The organism is Burkholderia sp. RF2-non_BP3, from assembly GCF_001522185.1.
In the GTDB taxonomy this organism is placed as follows: Bacteria; Pseudomonadota; Gammaproteobacteria; order Burkholderiales; family Burkholderiaceae; genus Burkholderia; species Burkholderia diffusa.
Window position 1 is genome coordinate 1 of record NZ_LOSU01000058.1, and the last position, 20,692, is coordinate 20,692.

The window sequence follows — 20,692 nt, forward strand, 5'->3', positions numbered from 1 at the left end:
TCCACGCAAGACACTAAACTTCGATACACCGGCTGAACGATTCCATCAAGCTGTTGCATCGACCGGTTGAATCCACCGTGCGCTCCGTACGCGCTCCGCCCTCTGCAGCCAATGGAAATCTCCTTCGGCTCCTCTGATATAGCGCCGCCTCCATCTCTTCCAGAAGCCGACGTGCCTCCGGATGATGAATGCCGTGTTTGTCAATGGCGCGCGACACTGACAGCACACCGGCCTCTATGCCTTCACGAACCGGACCATTGATCGCCGTTCGTTGCAGCATCAACCTCGGCTGTTCACCTCCGATGCCATGCTCGTCCGCAATCTTGTAGCAAGACTCCCCCGCCTTGACCCGCTCCCCTGCCCTGCCCATGACAGCGATGTTCTCCAAAACAAAGAGACTTTCACTCTCGCGAATGCCATATTGACTCGCCACCTTATCGCAACGGTCTCCGTGCCTCACGCGCATGCCTGCGAGGCCACCGATCGACATGCGTTCAAGCAAGAGACGGGACGACTGCTGACGCAGCCCAAATTTCTGCGCAATTGTCTCGCAATTCTGGCCGCGACGGGCTTGCTTCCCTGCTGAACCTAGCGCAACTGATCGACGCTCGAGTTCGGCCACGGCCTCAGTCATTGTCACTTGATGCTGGCGAGCAACCAATTCGCACGATTCATTTTCTTCCACGCGCCTTCCTGCATGGCCCGGAATCGCCTCCCATTCCAATGCCAGCCGCGCGTCCTGGCTCTTGATTTGGTACTGCTGCGCTACGTCGCCGCACGGCGTTCCGTCTCTCACCGCCGTTGACGCCGGGCCATTGCAGGCGACAAGAATTTCCACATATTCCAACACTTCCGGGTCACGCAGTCCGAGTTCGCCTGCAATGTCGTGTGTCGCGTCACCTGCCGCCACGCGACGCGCTACGTCGGCACTTTCCGCAGCGATAATTTCCAGCTTGAGCCCTGCCAAACGCGATCCAACACCAAATCTACGCCTGATCTCATCGCATGAATCACCTTGCCTGACTCGCTCCCCCGCAGGCCCTTCTACAGAAAGCAGTTCCAAATCCACCCGATCAGCCTCCTGGCGAATGCCACAATCTTCCGCCACAACCTCGCATGATGCACCCTCTTTGACGCGTCGCGCCGCTTCGTTCCATCGAGGATTGGCAGACACCCTTTCATCACGCGTTCCGCACGACGATGTGCCAGTCTGGGTCATTGGCATTGCCATCCTACGCCTCGGAATGGCAATTGCTAACTCGCTGGCCCCGGCAGATCCGAAATCCGGGAATGACAAAGCTCGAATAGGTGCATTCACAACCCTCTTGAGCCTCAACGGGATTTCGACTGCTCCGGCACTCGAATGACCTTGCACGGCTTCATTCGAAGTCCGCGAAGAGATGAGTGAGCATTTTCTAGTGAAACGATTAACGGGTATCATTTCCATCACCTCAGAATGAGGAAAGGTATACTACATGCGAATATCCAGGCTACTTCAAAAAACCGTCTTACCCTATCGCGATCACCCCTACAACTACAGCGCATATTTTTAAGCACATCTATCATGTTTCGCCCTCATTTCACGAGTACCTCCAAAGCCTGACCTGGGGTTTTCCCTGCAAGGCGGGACACTTTGGCACTGTTAAATTAATGATGCGGCGGCCCACCGGAACTCCCGAGGCGAGCGGTATTTCAGTGCTTTATGTGAGTTGCCCCGAGAGCCCACCAGTTTGGAAACGCCAATCAACCCATTTGCACCAACGCTCAAACCCACAAGCCGGCATGCGCTTAAGCAAATGTAAAACTTCTACAAATTGGCTTCAAAGGGGTTGCGTGGTCCGACAAAGGTATTACGGCAGCAGCCGATTTTGTGGCATGGGCATGGAAATTATCCACCAGCGTGCGGCGGAAGCCCTGAGGGATGGTATGAAAGTCGCCTCCTCGCCGGCGGGATCGAAGTAACCTTGTCCTCGCCAGGCATCCCTTGCGGCTCGCCGCTCAGCGCGCCATTCCTTTTCGAATACCGCGGGACCGAGATACACGAGCGTAGAATGCAACAAATGAGCACCGCAGAAGTGCAACCAATCAAATACTGTGCGCGCCGTCGATGCACACAAATCAATGTCTCCAAAAAAGCAGAAATATTAAAGCCTCACCGAGACGAACATGTCTCAATGTAAAATATTCTCGCGATTTCATGCCTTCACCTGCCCGTCCGGAGTGGACCATGATCTTTCTAGATAATCAAAAAACGACATACCGAGTATCAAAAATCAGTCAATCAACCTATTTAAGGATTGCGAATGAACCCCGCATGTGCGAGCGCAACGATCCCCCAATCGCTCCTGATCCAACGCGAGGCCAAACCAGCAGGCACGGATATCGTGTCGCTATTGCGAGCAAACATGACAAATATCACTAACGCGCCCGCCCAGTTTGGTACAAAAGAGAACGCTCGGCCCGACGTCGTGACTCAGATCGTTTCGAGACCAAATGCCGTGCCCTCGCCCAAGATAGACGAGCATACGTCCAGGATGCTTGACGCACTGCTTGTAGATCCTGCCGATCGCGCGCAAGAGGATACCGGACAGAGCATCGGCCGGATTTCGGGCACTTTTCTCGGCACGCCGTATGGCCCCGGCACGCTAATTGGTTCGGCTACATTGCCAGAAGAACTGGTAGTCAATTTCTTGAGCATGGACTGTTTTACTTTTCTCGAGTATGTAGAGGCACTCCGGAGATCCATCACAAAGGAGAGCTTCATCTTGAGACTTATCGAAACCCGCTACGTTAGAAACGAAGTCAATTTTCTGCGCCGCAAGCACTTCTTCACCGATTGGGCTCACGTGACACACCCGATTGCGGACGACGTCGCCGGTAATGTGAGTAAACATTCACAAACGACCGAAAAAAAACTCAACCAGAAAGACATCGACGAAACATACATCCCGGGATTACCCGTGGTGGAACGCCCTGTCACATACATCCCTGCCAGGTTCATCGACCTTGACGTCGTCGAGCGACTGCAAACCGGGGATTACATCGGAATTTATGCACCACAGGCCGGGCTGGACGTTTCCCACGTCGGAATTTTCGTCGTGACTGATCACGGGCCAATGCTACGCCACACGTCCTCGATTGAGCATCGGGTCTCCGATTCACCTTTTATCGAGTACGTAGAGAAAAAAACCGGCATCGTGGTACTTCGCCCCCACCACGATTTCGCTTTAAGGCGAGGATATTCACAAACCTGAGGCGTCATGTGGGTGTTAGGTGACATTGCACTCCTGGAAAAAGAATCCCATGCTGACCTACATACGCATGGATCATTTTGCCGATCTTCTCGACCACATTCCCCCTAGCATGGCAATCGAAGCCATCGGTGGCGATGGCACCTGCGACACCAGGCCGTGCCATGCGCAGATTACAGCGAGCGGCGCTGTCCGGTCGATTCCACAGTGTGAAGGTCCCGACGTCGTGGCTAGACAAACGCCTGGCGCAGCTTGACGCAATGCCGCAATCAACGCTATCTCAAAAAGCATCAGCCGTACATGGAGGCAAGCGAGAGGCTACCACCAGCGCTCGCTAGCCGAGACCTCAATGTGACGGCTCAAGATCTTCACGAGCGCCTTCGTATGGGCTCGCGTGAGCGGCTCTCAAGCGACGACCGAAGTATCGATTCGTGCAGGTGTGCTCAATCGCATGGCGGCACACCCTCGAGAGCAATCCGTCCATATCGCCTGAGATCGAAAACGTGAGGTTCACCCTGCCCTCAGGAGCGATTTATGCAAAACCACCGATTAACCCGCCGATGCTCCCCTTCAATTGAAAAATTTTACAAATCGGCACCAAATACACCTTCGCTCATAGAAATCAATCAAGAAACATCACGCAGTTGGATATTTTTCGACACCATATTCCGATTCCGAAGGCTATTTCACCACCATTCAGCATATTCATTCGCTCACTCATCAACTCGAACATCTCAACGATCGCGACCATCACCCGAAATAGTTTATTGACACCTCGATCTCATGCCACTAGCCTTTCCGTACTCCAGCCGCTTGTCTAACAAACATTACTGCATAACCAAGATGCACCTCCAACACAAAGGAAGACTTATGCCAATCAATAACAAAATTTCAATTATCTTTGGTGGCAAATCCCCCGAACACAAAGCGTCACTCGAATCATTTCGACATGTCCGGGATGTCATTCAGTCCAGTCCTTCACTCGATATAGATTGCATTTACTACGTCAACCGAGACAACAAGGTAGTCATTGCACCCTATCGCGCCGAAGAAACGGTCGAGGACTATGCGTGGAAGACAGGCGCAGTACCCTACTGGAGAGCTTTGGAACAAATGGCCGCCAGGAAGACATACGTTTTAAATCTCCTGCATGGCAACTATGGCGAGGATGGACATATTCAAGGCGCGGCCTCCATGATGTCCATCCCCGGCAGCTTCGGCCCGGTCTTGCCAGCCAGCCTTTCCATGAGCAAAGCTCATATGAGCCAGTATGTGGCCAAAGTTCACCCTTTGGCAAAGATGCCACGAACCCTGATCCTGTCCGAAGAAGATCAAACCCCTGCCAGCAACCAGATCGAGGAAACATTTCACGGGTGTAACATCGTGTTGAAGCCTAATTCGCTGGGAGCATCGTTATTCACGAATCGCTATCAGGTGGATAATTACAGCATCAGCGAGATACAGGATAACCTCGACACAATCTTCGAATTCGATCGCCATGCATTGGCTCAAGATTATATTGCAGGAGACGAATATTCGGTAGGATGCATCCAGTTCAACGGGGTCGTGACGGCATTACCCGTGGTGAAAATCAAGACCGCTGGCAACTTCTTTGGTCATGAGCAAAAGCATCGACTCGGAAAAGCCAAGAAGACAGTCATTACGGATGACGTAGAGATCACACGAACAATGAAACAACTATCCCGCGACATTTTTGAAAGCGTCGGATTCAAAAATATGTGCCGCTTTGACTTTATCGTCACACCTCACGGCGATATCGTTTTTCTTGAGGCGAATCCGATCCCAGGATTGATGCGGAACAGTATTTTCCCAAAAATGCTCGAGGCCGCCAATATCTCGCTGGACGATGTGATTTTACAATTTCGCGAAAATTACTTCAGCGAACCAGGGAAAAAGAGCTACGCCAATTATTACATCGAGTAAAGGAGGTACGTACATGAATCGACTCGGATTGATCGGAGGGGTGAGCTGGGTATCGACCATGGAGTATTATCGCCGGCTGAATTTGCGCGTCCAGCAGGGCGACGGGTCACACACATCGGCCGACCTGGTAATGGTCAGCCTCAACTTCAAGGCTATCCTGACCTGTCAGAAGACCGGTGATGAAGATGGCGAGTATGCGATCCTCGCAGACGCCGCCCACATCATCGAACAAGCCGGCGCAAGCAAACTGCTCATCTGCTCGAATACAACTAGCCGTACTTGCGACCGTCTGCAGACGCATTTCAATCTCGAGGTCGTCAACATCATCGATTCGACCTTGGCACACATCCGGCGATGTGGCTACACGCGGGTGGGTCTGCTAGGAACAAGGTATGTCATGGAGGACACCTTTTATCGAAAGCGACTCGAGGATGCCGGCATCGAAGTCGTCACCCCCAAATGCGTTGACCGCAACGCGATTCATAACATTATTTATCAGGAACTGTGCCGTGGAATATTTTCGCCGATCTCGCGAGAGATTTTTGAGAATGTCATCAAGCAATTCGCGCAATCTGGCATGGATGCCGTGATTTTGGGCTGCACCGAGATTCCGCTCGTTTTTCCGCATCTTCCCTCTCATGGCGGCATCGCCATCATTGACTCGATCGACGCGCACCTCGACGCGGCGGTAGGTATCTCATCCCAATACATCCCGCACAAGGAACCCGACTTTGGACTGGCGTCAAACTCTGTGTTTCCTGGCGATCCTCGCGCTCGTCACTGTCCGGACCCTATTGCTCAAACGGGCGGTTGACTATGTTTCCCCCGACACAACAGCCTTCCTGGCCGGCGCTGGCACCCTTGTCAGTATTGCCGCGTGGGGCGGGGGGTATGTTGCATTTCACCACGTGCCGGTGTTCTCGTTCGATCGTGTCGGCGTACTTGTCGGTTTGCTAAAGGGGATATTGCTGGCATGCCTGATGCTCACTCACCAGCGATTGATTGGCCGAAGTCTGTCCGTCACCATCTATGCCTTTCCTATCGCGGTCGGTCTCATCGCCGTAATCGAAGCACGTTGCTTCGACACCTCGTTGTCGCCCGGCGCAATTGGCGCAATCGGCATACTGTTTGTTTCCGGGCTTGCGTTTTGCCACTATGGTCACTTGTCCACCATGACGCTGACCGACAAGCGGCGCTTCGCCCAGCTGATCCTGCTCATCGTCGCCTTTGGCGTATGCGACAAGATCGGCATCCCGAAAATAGGCTGGCCGTCGTACTTGCTTTTCACCGGAGTCGGAACCATCGCCGTCACATGGCCCGCACGGTATCGTCTGGCAGATCAATCGGTCCGCACAGCACTGTTCATTGGTGGGGTTTGGGCATTACCGGAACTGTTTTTCAACTATGCGCTTCAGGCATGGTTGCCGGTCGCCTACGGCTATTTGGCCATCGCCCTTCGCGTTCCCGTCCTGATGGTCATATCAGCACGAACCTACGGTGAGGGAAAAATGCGAGAACAACTTGTATTTGGTCTGATGGCGATGGCTGGCGTGGCCATGCTTTTCGTACGGTGAACAAAATGATAAAAATCGTCCCATATTTTTCGCAGTGGGAATCCAGATCCCTCGTCGGCAAGTTTCTTACGCGTGATATCTTGCCCGAAGACGACCCGCTATGGTATCAATCCGGCGCAGCAAGCGCCGCCGAGTATGCCCGGTGGAGTCCGAACATCTGCGGCATGGCATGCCTCAAAATGCTCCTGGCTTACCGCCTCAATATCACCGTGCCCCTGCTATACCTCGTCCGAGAAGCAGTCAAATTCGGCGTCTATCGCCCCGAACTTGGGGACAGCGGCATGCGGCTACTATACGCCCCCTTCGTCAACTGGGTGAACACACGCTACGCGCTAAATGCCGAAGTAGTCGAACGCACCCGCGCGATAGCAGTCGAGCCGTTGCTACGGACCGGCCACGTGCTAATCGCCTCGGTCCATCCGTCGATTCGACATGCGCCGACCATCACACCATCGGCGCGGGGTGGCCATCTGGTTCTAGCATTCGATGTCGATCGTCAATCCGACGAATGGGTATTTCACAATCCGTCCGGACTATCTGTCGAAACGCAGGAAAACGTCCGCTTGCCTCGACTTATATTTGAGCAATTCTTTGCCAATCGAGGCATTTTGATCGCCCCATAGCAAATGCCACCACGGGGCGATCCCCCCGCCAATGGCAGACTTGATCGCGCCGCGTAGCGAATTCTGACCTGATCTGTCGCATCGGTCAGGCGGTACCTATGGTGCCCAATCCTTCGCAAGAATGTACCCAACGCGATCGACGACTTGGCATTCCGCGTAGTCACAGGGGACGACCAGGTAGCGTCTGACAATTCATGGAGTCTAAACCATGATTCGTATAACTACATTTTTCAATCTTATCGTGGCAAGTGTCGTGGCTGCGATCCCATTCTTTTCGGGATGCGGCGGATCAGACGATCCCGGCCCAATCAGCGTACCTCAATGCAGCGGCGGGAATTGCCCGCCAAGCGGAGACGACACGACACCGCCGGTTCAGACGAGCCTATGTCCCGAAGCCCTTGACTACACAACGGAGTACACAGGTGGTTCGGGAAGTGGTGAGTATGTGAAGGTGCGATTCGATACTACAAAAAACACCTATCGGATGCAGTTTGTCGCGTCATCGGTGCCGACATCGCCCGGCCAGATCAATGCAACACGGGCCGGCCTCACCATCGAAGGCGCGTTCCATCATCCGACCAATCTGCCGACTGCCGAACAGAACCGATGCGCCTTTGTGCTTGACAGCGGCGCAACGCAAGATGGGCTCTACGCTGCTCACATCGATCATCGTGATCCTCCCATGCTGTTCGTCGGCCAAGGTGTGGTGGGAGGTGGCATACCCGGTGCGTCGATCCAGTTCAACGGTATCGAAATCCAACCTGATGTCATGATCGGTGCCGTGCCCATGCGGACATTTGACTTCTTCCCTTTCATTGGGTTCTCGGAAACCGAAACGGATTTTGCAAAGATTGCAGGAACTTACAACGAAGTCGGCTTGCATCTGTCGCCGACCGGCACCAGCTACCAAACCGCACAGCCGCAAGGCTGGCAGCCCGATGTTGTGAACTGGATCGAAACGTTCACCCCAGACGGAACGTGCACGCCCACGCCTGGCAGCGACTACTCGTGCCGAACGACCGGTACCGCATGGACCCTGCGTCGACGTATCGACGGCTCGGCTGATAACGTGTTTGTCAGTGAGGCCCAGCCAGGCCAACCATACGCTCTAGCCGGCCAGGGTCAACCGCTCGTCGTGAATAGCCCGAGCCAGGCGCACGGGATCATGATTGTCGGAAAATTGAAAGGCATGCGGATACCCATTGTCATTCGTGTCGGCTACTCGCATGTCCAACCGAATGACCCGCTCGGTTCCGTGGCAGATGCTGAAGTGGGTCTCTCGCTGCTGACGCCGGCACAGACCGTCGCACCCGGCGCGCTCAAAGGCGGCTTTATCGGTGCGACGAGCGCCTCGGCATGCGGCGTAGTCGCATACGACGGAGTGAGCGGCGCCCCAGCGCAAAGCGGTACAGCGTTTGACGGCACGAAACCACATCCGAATTTGCCGGGCAACTACAACGGCACATTCTTCCTGCCCGCTGCCGGCAATTGCACGGACGGCTCGGCCGTCTCGACATTGGAGACGAACTATACGTCGACGCTGTTTCAGGGTACGACAGCTGCGTTCATCGATCCGCAAACGTCAACCGAAACAGGCATGTTCTCGCTTGACTACTCGCAGTTGACACCGGGCAAGATCAAGGTGACGGCAATGCGTGACTTCAATGCCAAGAACGCCAACGGCAATGTATCGATCATCCATCAGGGTGATACCGGTTGGGCGGTCGAAATCGGCAGCGTCTATGCCATGGTCGTCAATGACAACCACGTCAACCCGTTCTTCACCGTCGGAGCATTCGTTCAGTAACGATCCGACATGATGTGTGACACGACATGTCCCCCACCTCCCAGTCAAAAGGATCTCCATGATCAAAAGACAATGGATTGCCGCAAGCCTATTCGCGCCGATGCTTGCGTCTTGTGGTGGTGCGGACGATCCACCTCCGACGCCGAGCGTCCCGCTTTGCGCGCAGCAAATCGATTACGGTACCGCATTCTTCGGCGGCTCGGGCTCGGGCGAACTCGTCAAGGTCCAGCTCGACACCACGAAGTTGACCTATCGGATCACCTACCTCGCGTCACCGGTGCCAGCGACGACGGGTACCGTGTCACCGACTCGCGACACCACACCCAATAATGTGTTGAGCGGCACGTTGACTGATGAGACCGCACTGCCTACGCAAAAGCTGAATCAATGCACGTTCCGACTCAATGCTGCCAGCCTCGATCCCGCACGACCAGCGCGTTTGTTTCTCGGGAAGGGCGTGCTGGGCGGTACGATTCCAGGCGCGACGATCCAATTCGACGGTGTCATTGGTGTCGGCCAAATCCCGAAGACAACATTCCCGTACTATCCGTTCATCAGTTTCTCACAACTAGAAACCGACCCATCAAAAATCGCAGGTTCATACAACCAGCTCGGCTACCACCAAGTGCCGTCACAGCGCTTCGCCTCGGTACCCGTCGATCAGTCTATGACGATTCACGCTGATGGCAGCTATGTCGAGACCGATAACCTCGGAATTAAGAACGGAGGCGTACCGCTCGCATCGTCGGCGACGGTCAACCAAAAGTTCGTACTGCGCGTCGACGCGCCCGTATTTCAGTCGCTGAACTACCAGCCGCAGATTCCTGCGACGCTCGTATCGGTGGCCCCAATCAAGGCCGGGCGCGCCATCCTGATCGTCGGCAAGCTGCACAATCAGCTCGTGCCGGTCTTCATCCGCACCGGCTCCGCCAACGCAGACCTCACTCAAGGGGCACCATTCTCGGACGATGAATCGGGCATCTCGATTCTGAGTCCGCGCAATGCGATCGCACCAGGCTCTCAAGACGGCGAGTACACAGGCGTCGACAGTCAGTTCGACTATCGCGCAACCGCTCTCGTTGGCGCACAGGCAACGCTGCTTGATCCATTCCATGCTTCGCAGGCCGGGCTCGCTCTGGCGCTTGATCTCGACTTCACGCAACAGGTACCGGGCCTGGTCACGTCTAGGCACGCGGATGCACCGGGTCCGTCGACCGGCAAGTTCGTGTTCACGGGGGGTGTATTCGGCTTCCTCGACACGAGCATCGCTGGCAATCCATATTTCACGATCGGTGCATTCGTGCAGTAACGCCTGCAAACGCAACCTGCGAGAATATTTCATGAAGAAACTGTTTGCCGCCGGTATCTCCGCTACGATTCCGATGCTTGCATCCGCTCAGCAGGCGGGCGACAACGTCGCGACACTTGGCTGGCTGCACGTGATGCCGCAGGGATCCGGCGGGCCATTCACGACCGATGTCGTGAACGCACCGATCAACGGTCCGCTACGGCTGCCGGGTTCATTCACGTCGCCCGGTACCGGCCTGGCCGTCAACAATGCGGACACGGTGGGTCTCACGCTCACGCGTTTCTTGACCGATCACATCGCGGTAACGTCGGTGCTCGGTCTGCCGCCGGAATTCGCGCTGACCGGGCATGGTGTCATTCGGCCATTCGGGCCGAGCGGCTCGCTCGGTAATGTCGACCTCGACAAACTGTCGAATCAACCAGCAGTAAAGAACGTGCGGCAGTGGAGTCCGGCGGTAATTCTGCAGTATTACTTCAACGCGCCAAATGCGCGTTTCAGACCATTCGTCGGGATTGGCGTTGCCTACAGCTGGTTCACGAACATCGAACTGAACAGCAACTTCGCGCACGACGTAGCCGAGAATCTCGGCAGCGTATTGGCCGCAGGCGCTGGCAAATCGGGACCAACGTCAGTCGAGGCGAAGGCGAAACCATCATTCACACCGGTTTACAACATCGGTGCGAGCTATGCGATCAATAACCACTGGGCGCTGACTGCAACACTATCGTACATGCCGCTCAAGACCTATGCATCGACGATCATCAAGGCGGCGGACGGCTCGACGCTCGCGACCACGCGAACCAAGCTCAGGGCGGATCCGCTGATCACGTTTATTGGCGTTTCCTACAAATTCTGACCCTCCGGGTGCCCGACGCCTGCTCTGTTGAGTTCCTCGCAGCCAGCAAACTTATTCGTTTTGCACGCTGCCCTTACGGCAATTCGCCGCCATTCATCAAAAGAGGCTAGTACTATGAAGACTCGCAAGCTCGTTTCACTTGTCACTGTGCTCGCACTGTCGCCCGCACTTGCCACACCTGCATCCGCCGTGGTTGTCACTCGTGCAGACGGTCAGCCGATGAATCCCAATGGTGAACCTTTTTCTGCATCTGGGATATCAACCCTCAGCAAGTCGACGATCAGCGCAAACTGCACGGCAACGTTCAATGGCACGATCACGGCAACTGGCATCGTAACGATCACGTCGACGCAGTTCACCGGCGACGGAACTTGTAAGTTGATCTCGGGCACCGCATCAAGTACATCTCCATGGACGGGACAAGCTGACAGTGCGAGGCAATTGTCAATCAATAACGCCAATGTAAATGTGGAACTGCTTGGGCCCTGTGGGCCGAGCAAGGTTGTGACGGAGTGGAGCAATCCGAACTCGTCACTGACATTCAACAACGCGGTGCTGACACCAGATTGCAAGGTGAGCGGCACGATATCGACATCACCCAAGTTCCACGTGCAATAACGATCCACACTCGCTCTACGCGTTACGGTGCCGGGCGTGTTCAAGCACGCCCCGGTACCGTCCTTGGGACCGTGCAAGGACGGGCCGACATGAGCCCATGTTAGGACACGTCCGTGTCATCACGTCTGCAAGCTCGACCGGATCATTTGATTCATCACGCACACCGTATGAAGTACGGCAAACGTCTGCGCCTGCGTGACCTTGGATGTCATCGCTCGATGCTGCATTCTAGGCGATTTCGTTAGAACGGGGAGGCGCCCTCCTGCCCATCGATATGCTGCCGGACTAGAATCATCCACGCGCGACATGTAACCCTCATCGATCAGCGCGCTTATCCTGCCACGTATCGCGCGCTCGGACATCTCCAGTGCCGATGCGATATCCGCTACCGTCATGCCATTTTTTCCCGCTCTTTGCTTCACGAAATCGCAAATATCCCAGTTCTGTTGGTTCATGTTCTTTCTCCATTTTTGCAGAATCACATCACGAATAGACTCGTAAATATCGGGAAACGTTCCGCAAACCACGATGACATATATGCAACTGACACCCGCAAAGACAGATCGCGCAACAAGCCCTGCCACCGCGAGAGCCATGCCCCAATCAGCCGACAAACCGGCACCTCACGAATCCTCCACGTTGACAGGCGACACTAGTCTCGCATTGATTCGCACTACTAAATGAAGCAACGTCATTCATCGGCGGGTCGATGCATCCCATGCGCACGGTAGTCGAACCGAAAACGTATGCATGATACTTACTCTCTCGATTAACGAAAGTCGGGCGCTCCATCAGCTGCGCCTCTTTCATTCTCGCTAGCGGCCTTGCGGTATGTCGGCTCAGACAGCCTCGACGTTCATATTTAACCTCTAAGATCCACTGACTGACGAGCTTCAGATCGGAGGCTAAAGAATTTAAACCGTTTCCACACCACTCGAGGCAGCGATCATGTTCCTCGTTCAATGGATCGTTGATTGTGACAAGAAAATCGACATAACAAAAATGCACCACCAACCTCCTCTGGCTTGCTGGCGCCCTGTCCGTCCAGGCATACGAGCCAACACAGTTCCGGATGGGACGCGAGCGCATTCTCGATCTTGATCCGATGCTACCAATTGCACCGTAATCGCATATGAAGGTGAACGATTTCAGCATCCCCAGCGTCTTCGCCAGCCTGATCAAAACCTCGTCCGCCATCGGTGGATCACTCAAGAGGTCAAACTCATCCGGGTCACCGTAGTTGGTATCGTCGCAGATGAATTCACGCGCACGACCGCCTTCCCGGCACATCGCCAGCAACAGCACGACGCACAGCCTATCTGAAATTCTGCATGCCCGCGCCGTGCGTTCCCACTGCCCACTCAAGCCCGCCAACAATTCGGCGAGTTCCAAATACGATGTTCCGGAACTCGACAACGGCGTTCGAGCGAGTGTTAGATCTGACGCAGAAGGCGCAACTTCGTGAAAGCCAGAATCGGAATTGCGTGCAGCATTTTCGGCACGCATCAGAATTTCCGCCGACTGACGAAAGGGCACTGCATTCCTTGATGCCGTGCCTGCACGCGCTACTTTTACGCGAAAATGAAAACCACAAAAATGCATTCCTGATTCGTGACAATTGGGAGCGTATTCTTCGCGACGCGGACGTGGAAGACTTTGGCGGCTTTATGATCTGAAGTATCCCGATACGACCGCTGCTTTCACGGGCTACTGCTGGCATAGCGCTCCCTTATCCAACCTCATGCTCCGTTACGGAACCTGAATTGTCGCGCGCCACGTTGCATCTCGCTTGCCGAGAACGCTCAATTGAGACTTCGCTCACGTGCTACCGACCGTTTGTACGCGGCACCCAACGGGCCAGCGCGAAGCGCTAGAAGTTCTGACTCGGCGGGGTCCCTCGCAACGTAAGGCATGTTGCTAACTGCGGCTGGGGCGCCGGGCGGCCACCTATACGCTCAAGCAACCAAAGAGGGGGCGGAGCCTGGGCGAGCAGCTGATGTCGGCCTCGTAGGAAGTGCCGCACTTCGGTTACGGGCGAATGTCGACCTGGCTGGCGATGGGCAAATCGCGCGTGTGGCGCATGTGGCAGGCCTTGCAGCTCAACATTCCGCGACGGCACCCTCGCCGTCGTCGTTGTGACAACGACATTCGCCAACCCGGTGCGACACAGCCCAATTCGGTATGGAGCTACGACTTTGTGCACGACCAGTTGGTGGATGAGCGGGCATTGAAGATGCTTTGCGTGATCGATGAATACACCCGCGAGTGCCTGGCGATCGAAGTCGGCGCCGGCTTACAGTCGCAGGATGTGATCTTGACGCTGTCGCGACTGATGCGGTTGTACGGCAAACCCGCGTTCGTTAGGTCTAGCTACGGCGCTCAATTTACCGCTGCCAAGGTCATGCGCTGGCTGCGATACGCTGCAATCGGTCCGGCCTTCATCGCGGCTGGCAGTCCGTGGCAAAACGGGTTCGTCGAGAGCTTCAACGGCAAGCTGCGTGACGAATTGCTGAACCGGGAATGGTTCCGCAGTCGTGCCGACGCAAAGGTGCTCATCGAACGCTAGCGGCAGTTCCACAACGAGCGCCGGCCCCATAGCGCGCATTACTATCAACCTCCCGCCACGGTCCGTCAAGCCTGGCTGGATTCCGATAATATCGACGCGAGACTCACTGCCTGATTGATCACAGAATTTCGCCGCAGGTCAAGGTCACGCTGAACCGCATGACTTACATCTATCCCGAAGTATCGTCCAAGGAGCGCATCGTTGTTCGCATATCGGCGCTGGCGAACCAGTCCACCCGCCCCATGCGTTGCCACGCCGCACGATCGATTGTGGCATCGTCACCCTCGGGGGGGCGATTACCCGGATCGTCGAATCCCCCCCAAAAATCAGCCGAGTCCGATCAAACTTTATCGACATTCCGATTCAAACGAACTCGGGCCGCTGCCAATATTCGTTCGCGGGCGGCCATTCTCGACTGCCCGCTCTTCTGGCCCTCCTGATCGCCCGCCTGTCGGGCAGTGTTTTTTCGCCAGCTTTTGGGTCCTCCCTTCTTGCACCTCCAGGACCGCAACGCACGGAAGGCCGTGGATGACCTCCACGGAGGGCCCACCCACATGATGGCGATACATGTCTCGGCACGACACCACCGGTTTCGCGGCGCCTGGCGGCCCGCATCGGAGATGGCATACCTCCATCTGAGGCTGCCGACGCGGGAAAGCAGCCCGTTGAGGGTATCGGACACCTGGATGGCTGGCGTTATTGACTCGAGGAAATCATGCGGCATGCTGGCGATGTCTGCCCAAAGATCTCTCGTGCCCAACTGTGCGCCGCTTTGCATGGCGTGCTCGGTGGCGGATTGGCGGCCTTCCTGGTGCACACGGTCTTGTCATGGAGACCCTCCCTCGCGATCGGCAGCCTCGCATTGATCGCCTTCATGGCAGGCTTAATGCTTCGCGGCTCGGCCGATACACCGCCAGCTGATGCCGGACATCGTCCTTCGGATGACCTGCACGCTCTGAAAGCGCGCGTGCCCCAATGGTTCGTGCCCATCGTCCTCGTCTTCTGCCTGACTACCGATCTCGCCATTGACACAGCGGCCGGGAATTGGAGTCCGCTGATCGCCGGCATCCAGGCCGTCTATCGCCTATTCGATGCGCTGCCGATCGACCATGGCGCCCCAAGCCCGGCGCCGCCGATTTCAATCCCGGTCGCATGAACGATGTGGGTAGGGCCCCAAGGCGCCTGTTCTGCCTCAGGCTACGCACCAAATCAGCCAATTCCGACGCCGAATACTCGAATTTCCGATGTTCGACACCCGGCTCGCCGCACATCATACGCCTGCGGGTCGCTCCTTTTCCGGCCTGCGAGTCGTAACTACGTTGGGGGATCTGCCGCCCGGAACATCGGGCGGCGCTACTACCCCCGGTCACGGACTCTCGATCTCGGCTCGGAATGACTGCTCTCCGTTTCCCATTGGTGGGCAATCTCTGCCAATGGCCCTCTCTCTTCCCGAAATTCCGCCTTGTAAACGGCAAAATTGCGCACACCGTCACTTTCCTGAAAAAGGTCACAAAATGGCATTTCAGCGTTCGGACGGAAAAAGCTTTGACTTCCTCACTGACTCCACCAATCCCCGAATACGGCGCAGCATGCGGAAAGGCCAGCCACATCATCTCGTCCTTGGTCTCTAGCAGGTGTTTGGAAGATAAGCTTTACTTACGCCTCGACCCGTTCACAGTGTTCAGAACAGCGATCATGGTGACAGATAGAAGAGCTTCAAGTCCTCCTTCCGGGCCATTACGAAATCCCGGATCCGTTTGTCTTTAAATGAGGGCTTATCCGCAGCGAGCCTCGAGCGACAGATAAAATCCAGAAACACGTCGGCAGTGACGGCTCATCGATCTCGAAGTTGTCAGCGAATGCGGCGACAGGCCAATACCTGTGCACACCTGGATCGTCACGTCGGACGCGCGCCGCAAACGAAAAAAGCAACGAGGCGTAAAGTTGAAAGTGAAATTCCGATCGTACTACTGAGGCCGAATGGCCCAGTTTGCGCCCATTGCGCGCGCGTTTGGATCGTGAACATCGAATTCTTGAGTGACCGTATCACACAACTCGCCGTTTATCACACGCTGTACCGCAATGCTGCTTTGGTCTTCAACGACAGCTTATCCCAAGTGAAATCGAGGTAAGCGAGCAACAAACCTGGCGTGCGGCGCGGCCTCCACAGATAGCGGATCCGCCGGAATGCGATGGTTCTCGGCAACCGCGTCCCAAACGGCCCCACGCATCACGCGTGCCCTCTCTATCAACATCGCGAGCTCAAGTTATGAATTCTCCGTCGTTGCATTGCGCAAATTGTCTGCCGCTGAAAACACAAGTGCGCGCTTTTCGTCGACAGGCCTCTCACTCTCATCAATCAAAGTCGCGATCCGGGTAAGATCGTCTGCCACCCGCATCTTGACGTGATTCATATCCTCAACGGAAAGCCACGGGGTTTCGGGGCGCTGCGCTTGCGGCGCTTCGGACGCGCATGCAATTTCGACGATGTCTGCGCGCATCCGATCCACTCCGGTTACGCTCTCGTCTACCGCACGGGCCAACTGTGCGGCAGTTTCGAAGTTGAAGGTGGGCGGTGAAGCGCGCGAAACACCGGGTGTGACCAACGTGATCCCTCTTCTTTGAGAGATTTCCCTCTTTCCCGGCTGCGCTTGTCGCGCTGCCAATTTTTAATCACATCGGCAATCACCGACTCAGCTGTCGCCTCACAACGACCGGCGTCTCGAGCAGTGTGGCCGACAGACACACCAACTCGAATAGCCAGATCACTCAGACGCACGGGGCAGAAATATCCTTGAACCTGAGATGCCATTCGTTACCCCCCCCAGCAGCGTTCGAGCGATGCGAGCGTTACCGTGAAATCAATGTCCGACTGGCTCGCGATTGCCGACGAACCGAAGGCCACCCGCACGTCGCATACTTGACGAAGTGCCCTTCTAGAAATACATCATACCCAAACAATCGCTCGCCCCAATTCCCTCCTTTTGAGTCCTCCGTATCACCCGGGTTTTGCCCAATGCGCTGCTTGCCAGGTGCGAATTGCTACATCTGCGATTAACCCATCGTACGATGCCGCGGACCAAAATACTCACGCGTACCCACCACGAGAACGCATGCCTTGACCTATCGCTCTGACAAAAAGATGTATCTCGCGAGCATTTTTTGAAAGTATCGATTCGACGGAGTTTTCATAATCCTCAATATGATTTTCGCGGCCTGTCCGGACTGACCAACAGACGGGGCCGCGCGCCGATCAACATGCCAGAAATCACTCAAGCGATGAACGACTACGAACAACTCCGAGCTCAAGCCGAAGCCCTTGCGCAAGAAGTAGAACGCGTGCGGCAGCAAGAACGAGATATCGCACTGAATGACGTGCGCGCCAAAATCGAACAGTACAGCCTGTGCGTCACGGAAATCTATGATCCGGGCCAACTACACGCTCTGCGCCACCGGTTGAATCCCCGCAAGATCGAACCGAAATATCGCGACCCGCTGACCGGTGCCACTTGGACGGGGCGCGGACTTGAGCCTCGTTGGATTCGCGGGCGCAATCGGCAAGAATTCCTGATCGGGTTAAGTCAGCATTTTGCTGCAGCATCCGGCAAGTGAACAACAAGGCGACACACCTCTCCTGCAACTTGGCGAGCGATACGTTCCGTACGCCGCGATCCAATCTGTCGCCCCGCAACCGCAAACGCGCCGTTCGCATCCACGGAGGAGCACATGAAACCTGACAACCGATTCTCGGTTATGGGCCGCGCATTTGCCGCAAGCATCCTATTGCTCACCTTGCAAGCCGCTCACGCAAACGGCATCTATGCCCCCTACGTCGATGTCTCGCTCTACCCAACACCGCAAATCGACCGGATCGGCATGACCCAAGGCATCCAGCAGTTCACCCTCGCCTTTGTTGTCTCAAACGGTCGTTGTACGCCATCTTGGGGCGGCGTACAACCGATCGGCAATGGCGCAACCAGCGATCTCCTGACCATTCTGACCCAATCCATCGCAAATTATCGGGCCCATGGCGGCGAAATTGCGATCTCGTTCGGCGGCGCAGGAGGAGTTTCCTTGATGCAGACGTGCACGACGGTCTCAGCATTGAAAGCGGCCTACCAGACCGTAATTGATACCTATCACCTGACCCATCTCGATTTTGACATCGAAGGCCCTGCGCTGACGGATGCGCCAGCACTTGAGCGCAATTTCCAGGCCACCGCCCAACTAGAAGCTGACTACGCGGCGCGGGGTGAATGGCTACATGTCTCGATTACGCTGCCCGCGATGCCGACCGGACTGACGCCCGCCGGGCTGAAGGCACTGAATATGGCCATCGCAAATCACACCACACTGGACACCATCAATGCCATGGCGATGGACCATGTTTGGCCGCACCTCGACATGGGCACGGCAACGATCAGCGCCGCCCAGGCCCTGTATGCCGAACTCTATACCGCTTACCGGTCTGCCGGCCAAGCCAAAACCGATCCCGAGCTGTGGCAACTCGTCGGCGTGACCCCTATGATCGGCAGAAACGACGCAGTTGCCGAATTTTTCACGATCGATAATGCTCAACACCTTCAAAAAGTGGCCATGGACAATCACTACGGTTTCGCCTCCAGCTGGTCGGTGAGTCGAGATCGCTCATGTCCAGATCACGCGACATACACTTCCCCAACCTGCTCGGGTATCGTCCAGGAACCCTATGCGTTCGCATCGATTTTCACCGCCATTAATGGCCATTGGGGAAACGGGGTTGTCCGTGATCCCGGTTATCGAGGCTCTGCGCCCACTGACACTTCAACGCGTGGTCTTTCAATCGGTGCGATACCGCAGTCACCCTAATCACCCATCTCGCGCAAACCGATCCAATCCGATGAAAGCTCAACGACGAACTTGGTCGGATGGATGCCCGACTCGCGATCACGTGGCCGAAGTGATATTCACTCACCGCACTTACTCCATCGTGACATACGACTTGATGACCTGTTATGCATCTCATATACCGGAGCGATGACCATCCGGCCGACATATTCACACCCGACAGACCCCTGCTCACTCAACTGGAGATCATTATGCCGCTCACCGCATTTGGCAAAGCCATCCGACGCGCCAGATTCGACACCGGGCATACGCAAATGTCCATGGCTGCCCAACTGGGTACCTCGCCCTCTTACCTGAGCGCCATGGAGAACGGCGCCAAGGTCATCACTACCAATTGGCTCCAGAGAATTGAGCGCTTCTTTGCAAAGCAAGGGCTGTACGACCTCAATCTGCCGAAACTCGCCGCGATTTCAAACCCATCCTTGCCACTCGATGGGTTGCCCACGTGTCAGCGGATGCTTGTTGTCGAACTCGCGCTGTACTTTTTTACCGAGGGCGAAATCAACGAGATCGGCCAGTTCGTCGAACAGATTCAAATCCGCCGGCTTGTATCAATGCCTGCTTCCCCGGCAGTCCATCTGTCAACCATCGGGAACGCCCCCTCCGCCCCAACTCAACAGCCTGTCCGGGAAGCCTCGTCGCGACCAGTAAATCACGCACAAGGTGACTGCGCATCCACAATCCCGATATCCCGTGAGGTTCCGGTCGTGAAGCCCGTTTCCGCGGCAATCGCAACACAAGCTCGAACACCCCGTCGTGACACGTCAGATCCATTTGTCATCCGCCGCCCTCAGGATCCCAAGGAGGTCGCGTAAGGCATTGGACTGCAACAGTTAACCAGATAGGCAATCTCCTTGGTCGCGCTCACGCAGCGTGCCGGCGCCGCGATCCGAAGGTAACACACGTCTACCAACGGATACGGCGCCCCACCATTAGATCCAGCCATGCACTTGTCGGAATGAAATTCGTCGATGTGGCCGACGGGCAGGCCGTGCAACCCATATTACCGCGCTTGATGACAATTCCGATACGATCAGCTCTCATACGGCACGCATGCGATTATGATGCTTGCAAGCTCGTCTCGACATGTCCGCCGATTTCCACCGAGGTATCGAATGGTCGACCGCAGCCTCAGCACACACCCGATAACCGAGCGCTTCAGCGCGACCCACTGAGTGAAGTCGGCGCTCATTGTACAAACATTATCCGTCGCTGCATCCCGCACCGCGGACCTTCCGATGCGTGCGTGGGCGAAAA

At 55.8% G+C, this 20,692-nt stretch carries 17 protein-coding genes and 2 pseudogenes; 15 read left to right on the plus strand and 4 right to left on the minus strand.

Features of this window, described 5'->3' with window-relative positions; all coding sequences use genetic code 11:
* Nucleotides 1–13 precede the first annotated feature (13 nt).
* Nucleotides 14–1,219, minus strand: a complete 1,206-nt coding sequence (locus WS45_RS27710) for a LysM peptidoglycan-binding domain-containing protein (protein ID WP_179950398.1) — start codon at nucleotides 1,217–1,219, stop codon at nucleotides 14–16.
* Nucleotides 1,220–2,303: 1,084 nt separating this feature from the next.
* On the opposite strand from WS45_RS27710, the gene WS45_RS27715 reads away from it, so the two are divergent.
* The 10 genes and pseudogenes from WS45_RS27715 (at nucleotide 2,304) to WS45_RS35780 (ending at nucleotide 11,982) form a co-directional block, all read left to right on the plus strand.
* Entirely contained in the window at nucleotides 2,304–3,254 is a 951-nt protein-coding gene (locus tag WS45_RS27715) for an N-acetylmuramoyl-L-alanine amidase-like domain-containing protein (RefSeq protein ID WP_156437294.1), read from the plus strand.
* A gap of 82 nt (nucleotides 3,255–3,336) precedes the next feature.
* A pseudogene (locus WS45_RS36275) lies at nucleotides 3,337–3,744 on the plus strand (IS5/IS1182 family transposase); the annotation flags it as partial.
* 377 nt (nucleotides 3,745–4,121) lie between these two features.
* The gene (locus WS45_RS27720; protein ID WP_059531025.1) at nucleotides 4,122–5,195 is read left to right on the plus strand and encodes a D-alanine--D-alanine ligase family protein; all 1,074 of its coding nucleotides are present in this window, start codon (nucleotides 4,122–4,124) and stop codon (nucleotides 5,193–5,195) included.
* Nucleotides 5,196–5,208: 13 nt separating this feature from the next.
* Nucleotides 5,209–6,009, plus strand: coding sequence for an aspartate/glutamate racemase family protein (locus tag WS45_RS27725; protein WP_059530920.1), 801 nt, complete (start codon nucleotides 5,209–5,211; stop codon nucleotides 6,007–6,009).
* Complete coding sequence (locus tag WS45_RS27730; RefSeq protein WP_156437295.1) at nucleotides 5,927–6,769, plus strand: hypothetical protein; 843 nt, start codon at nucleotides 5,927–5,929, stop codon at nucleotides 6,767–6,769. Before WS45_RS27725 ends, WS45_RS27730 begins: the two co-directional genes overlap by 83 nt.
* A 5-nt stretch (nucleotides 6,770–6,774) precedes the next feature.
* On the plus strand, nucleotides 6,775–7,392 hold the full coding sequence (locus WS45_RS27735) for a C39 family peptidase (protein WP_063888599.1): 618 nt from the start codon (nucleotides 6,775–6,777) through the stop codon (nucleotides 7,390–7,392).
* A gap of 208 nt (nucleotides 7,393–7,600) precedes the next feature.
* The gene (locus WS45_RS27740) at nucleotides 7,601–9,199 is read left to right on the plus strand and encodes a DUF2957 domain-containing protein (RefSeq protein ID WP_059530926.1); all 1,599 of its coding nucleotides are present in this window, start codon (nucleotides 7,601–7,603) and stop codon (nucleotides 9,197–9,199) included.
* Nucleotides 9,200–9,257: 58 nt separating this feature from the next.
* The gene (locus tag WS45_RS27745) at nucleotides 9,258–10,508 is read left to right on the plus strand and encodes a DUF2957 domain-containing protein (protein WP_059530929.1); all 1,251 of its coding nucleotides are present in this window, start codon (nucleotides 9,258–9,260) and stop codon (nucleotides 10,506–10,508) included.
* A gap of 31 nt (nucleotides 10,509–10,539) precedes the next feature.
* Nucleotides 10,540–11,364, plus strand: a complete 825-nt coding sequence (locus WS45_RS27750; RefSeq protein WP_059530932.1) for an OmpW/AlkL family protein — start codon at nucleotides 10,540–10,542, stop codon at nucleotides 11,362–11,364.
* A gap of 114 nt (nucleotides 11,365–11,478) precedes the next feature.
* Nucleotides 11,479–11,982: an activator protein gene (locus WS45_RS35780; RefSeq protein ID WP_082722038.1), complete on the plus strand. Its 504-nt coding sequence runs from the start codon at nucleotides 11,479–11,481 to the stop codon at nucleotides 11,980–11,982.
* 119 nt (nucleotides 11,983–12,101) lie between these two features.
* Here WS45_RS35780 and WS45_RS27760 read toward each other — a convergent pair whose 3' ends face one another.
* Together WS45_RS27760 and WS45_RS35320 are read right to left on the minus strand one after the other, a co-directional pair.
* The gene (locus tag WS45_RS27760) at nucleotides 12,102–12,437 is read right to left on the minus strand and encodes a hypothetical protein (protein ID WP_179949198.1); all 336 of its coding nucleotides are present in this window, start codon (nucleotides 12,435–12,437) and stop codon (nucleotides 12,102–12,104) included.
* A gap of 148 nt (nucleotides 12,438–12,585) precedes the next feature.
* Nucleotides 12,586–13,488 carry a hypothetical protein gene (locus WS45_RS35320; protein WP_156437296.1) on the minus strand — a complete coding sequence of 301 codons (903 nt, stop codon included), beginning with the start codon at nucleotides 13,486–13,488 and terminating at the stop codon, nucleotides 12,586–12,588.
* Nucleotides 13,489–13,831: 343 nt separating this feature from the next.
* Between WS45_RS35320 and WS45_RS27770 the strand changes: the two are divergent.
* Nucleotides 13,832–14,662: pseudogene (locus tag WS45_RS27770) on the plus strand (IS3 family transposase); the annotation flags it as partial.
* A 601-nt stretch (nucleotides 14,663–15,263) separates the two neighbouring features.
* The gene (locus tag WS45_RS27775; protein WP_059702652.1) at nucleotides 15,264–15,704 is read left to right on the plus strand and encodes a hypothetical protein; all 441 of its coding nucleotides are present in this window, start codon (nucleotides 15,264–15,266) and stop codon (nucleotides 15,702–15,704) included.
* Nucleotides 15,705–16,815: 1,111 nt separating this feature from the next.
* Here WS45_RS27775 and WS45_RS27780 read toward each other — a convergent pair.
* Nucleotides 16,816–17,049: a hypothetical protein gene (locus WS45_RS27780; protein ID WP_059596263.1), complete on the minus strand. Its 234-nt coding sequence runs from the start codon at nucleotides 17,047–17,049 to the stop codon at nucleotides 16,816–16,818.
* Nucleotides 17,050–17,710: 661 nt separating this feature from the next.
* Here WS45_RS27780 and WS45_RS34185 point away from each other — a divergent pair.
* From WS45_RS34185 to WS45_RS27795, 3 genes are all read left to right on the plus strand, one after another.
* Entirely contained in the window at nucleotides 17,711–18,160 is a 450-nt protein-coding gene (locus tag WS45_RS34185; RefSeq protein WP_244139229.1) for an H-NS histone family protein, read from the plus strand.
* A gap of 114 nt (nucleotides 18,161–18,274) precedes the next feature.
* The gene (locus WS45_RS27790; protein ID WP_059530949.1) at nucleotides 18,275–19,396 is read left to right on the plus strand and encodes a chitinase; all 1,122 of its coding nucleotides are present in this window, start codon (nucleotides 18,275–18,277) and stop codon (nucleotides 19,394–19,396) included.
* Nucleotides 19,397–19,626: 230 nt separating this feature from the next.
* Nucleotides 19,627–20,250 carry a helix-turn-helix domain-containing protein gene (locus WS45_RS27795; protein ID WP_156437297.1) on the plus strand — a complete coding sequence of 208 codons (624 nt, stop codon included), beginning with the start codon at nucleotides 19,627–19,629 and terminating at the stop codon, nucleotides 20,248–20,250.
* Nucleotides 20,251–20,692: the final 442 nt, after the last annotated feature.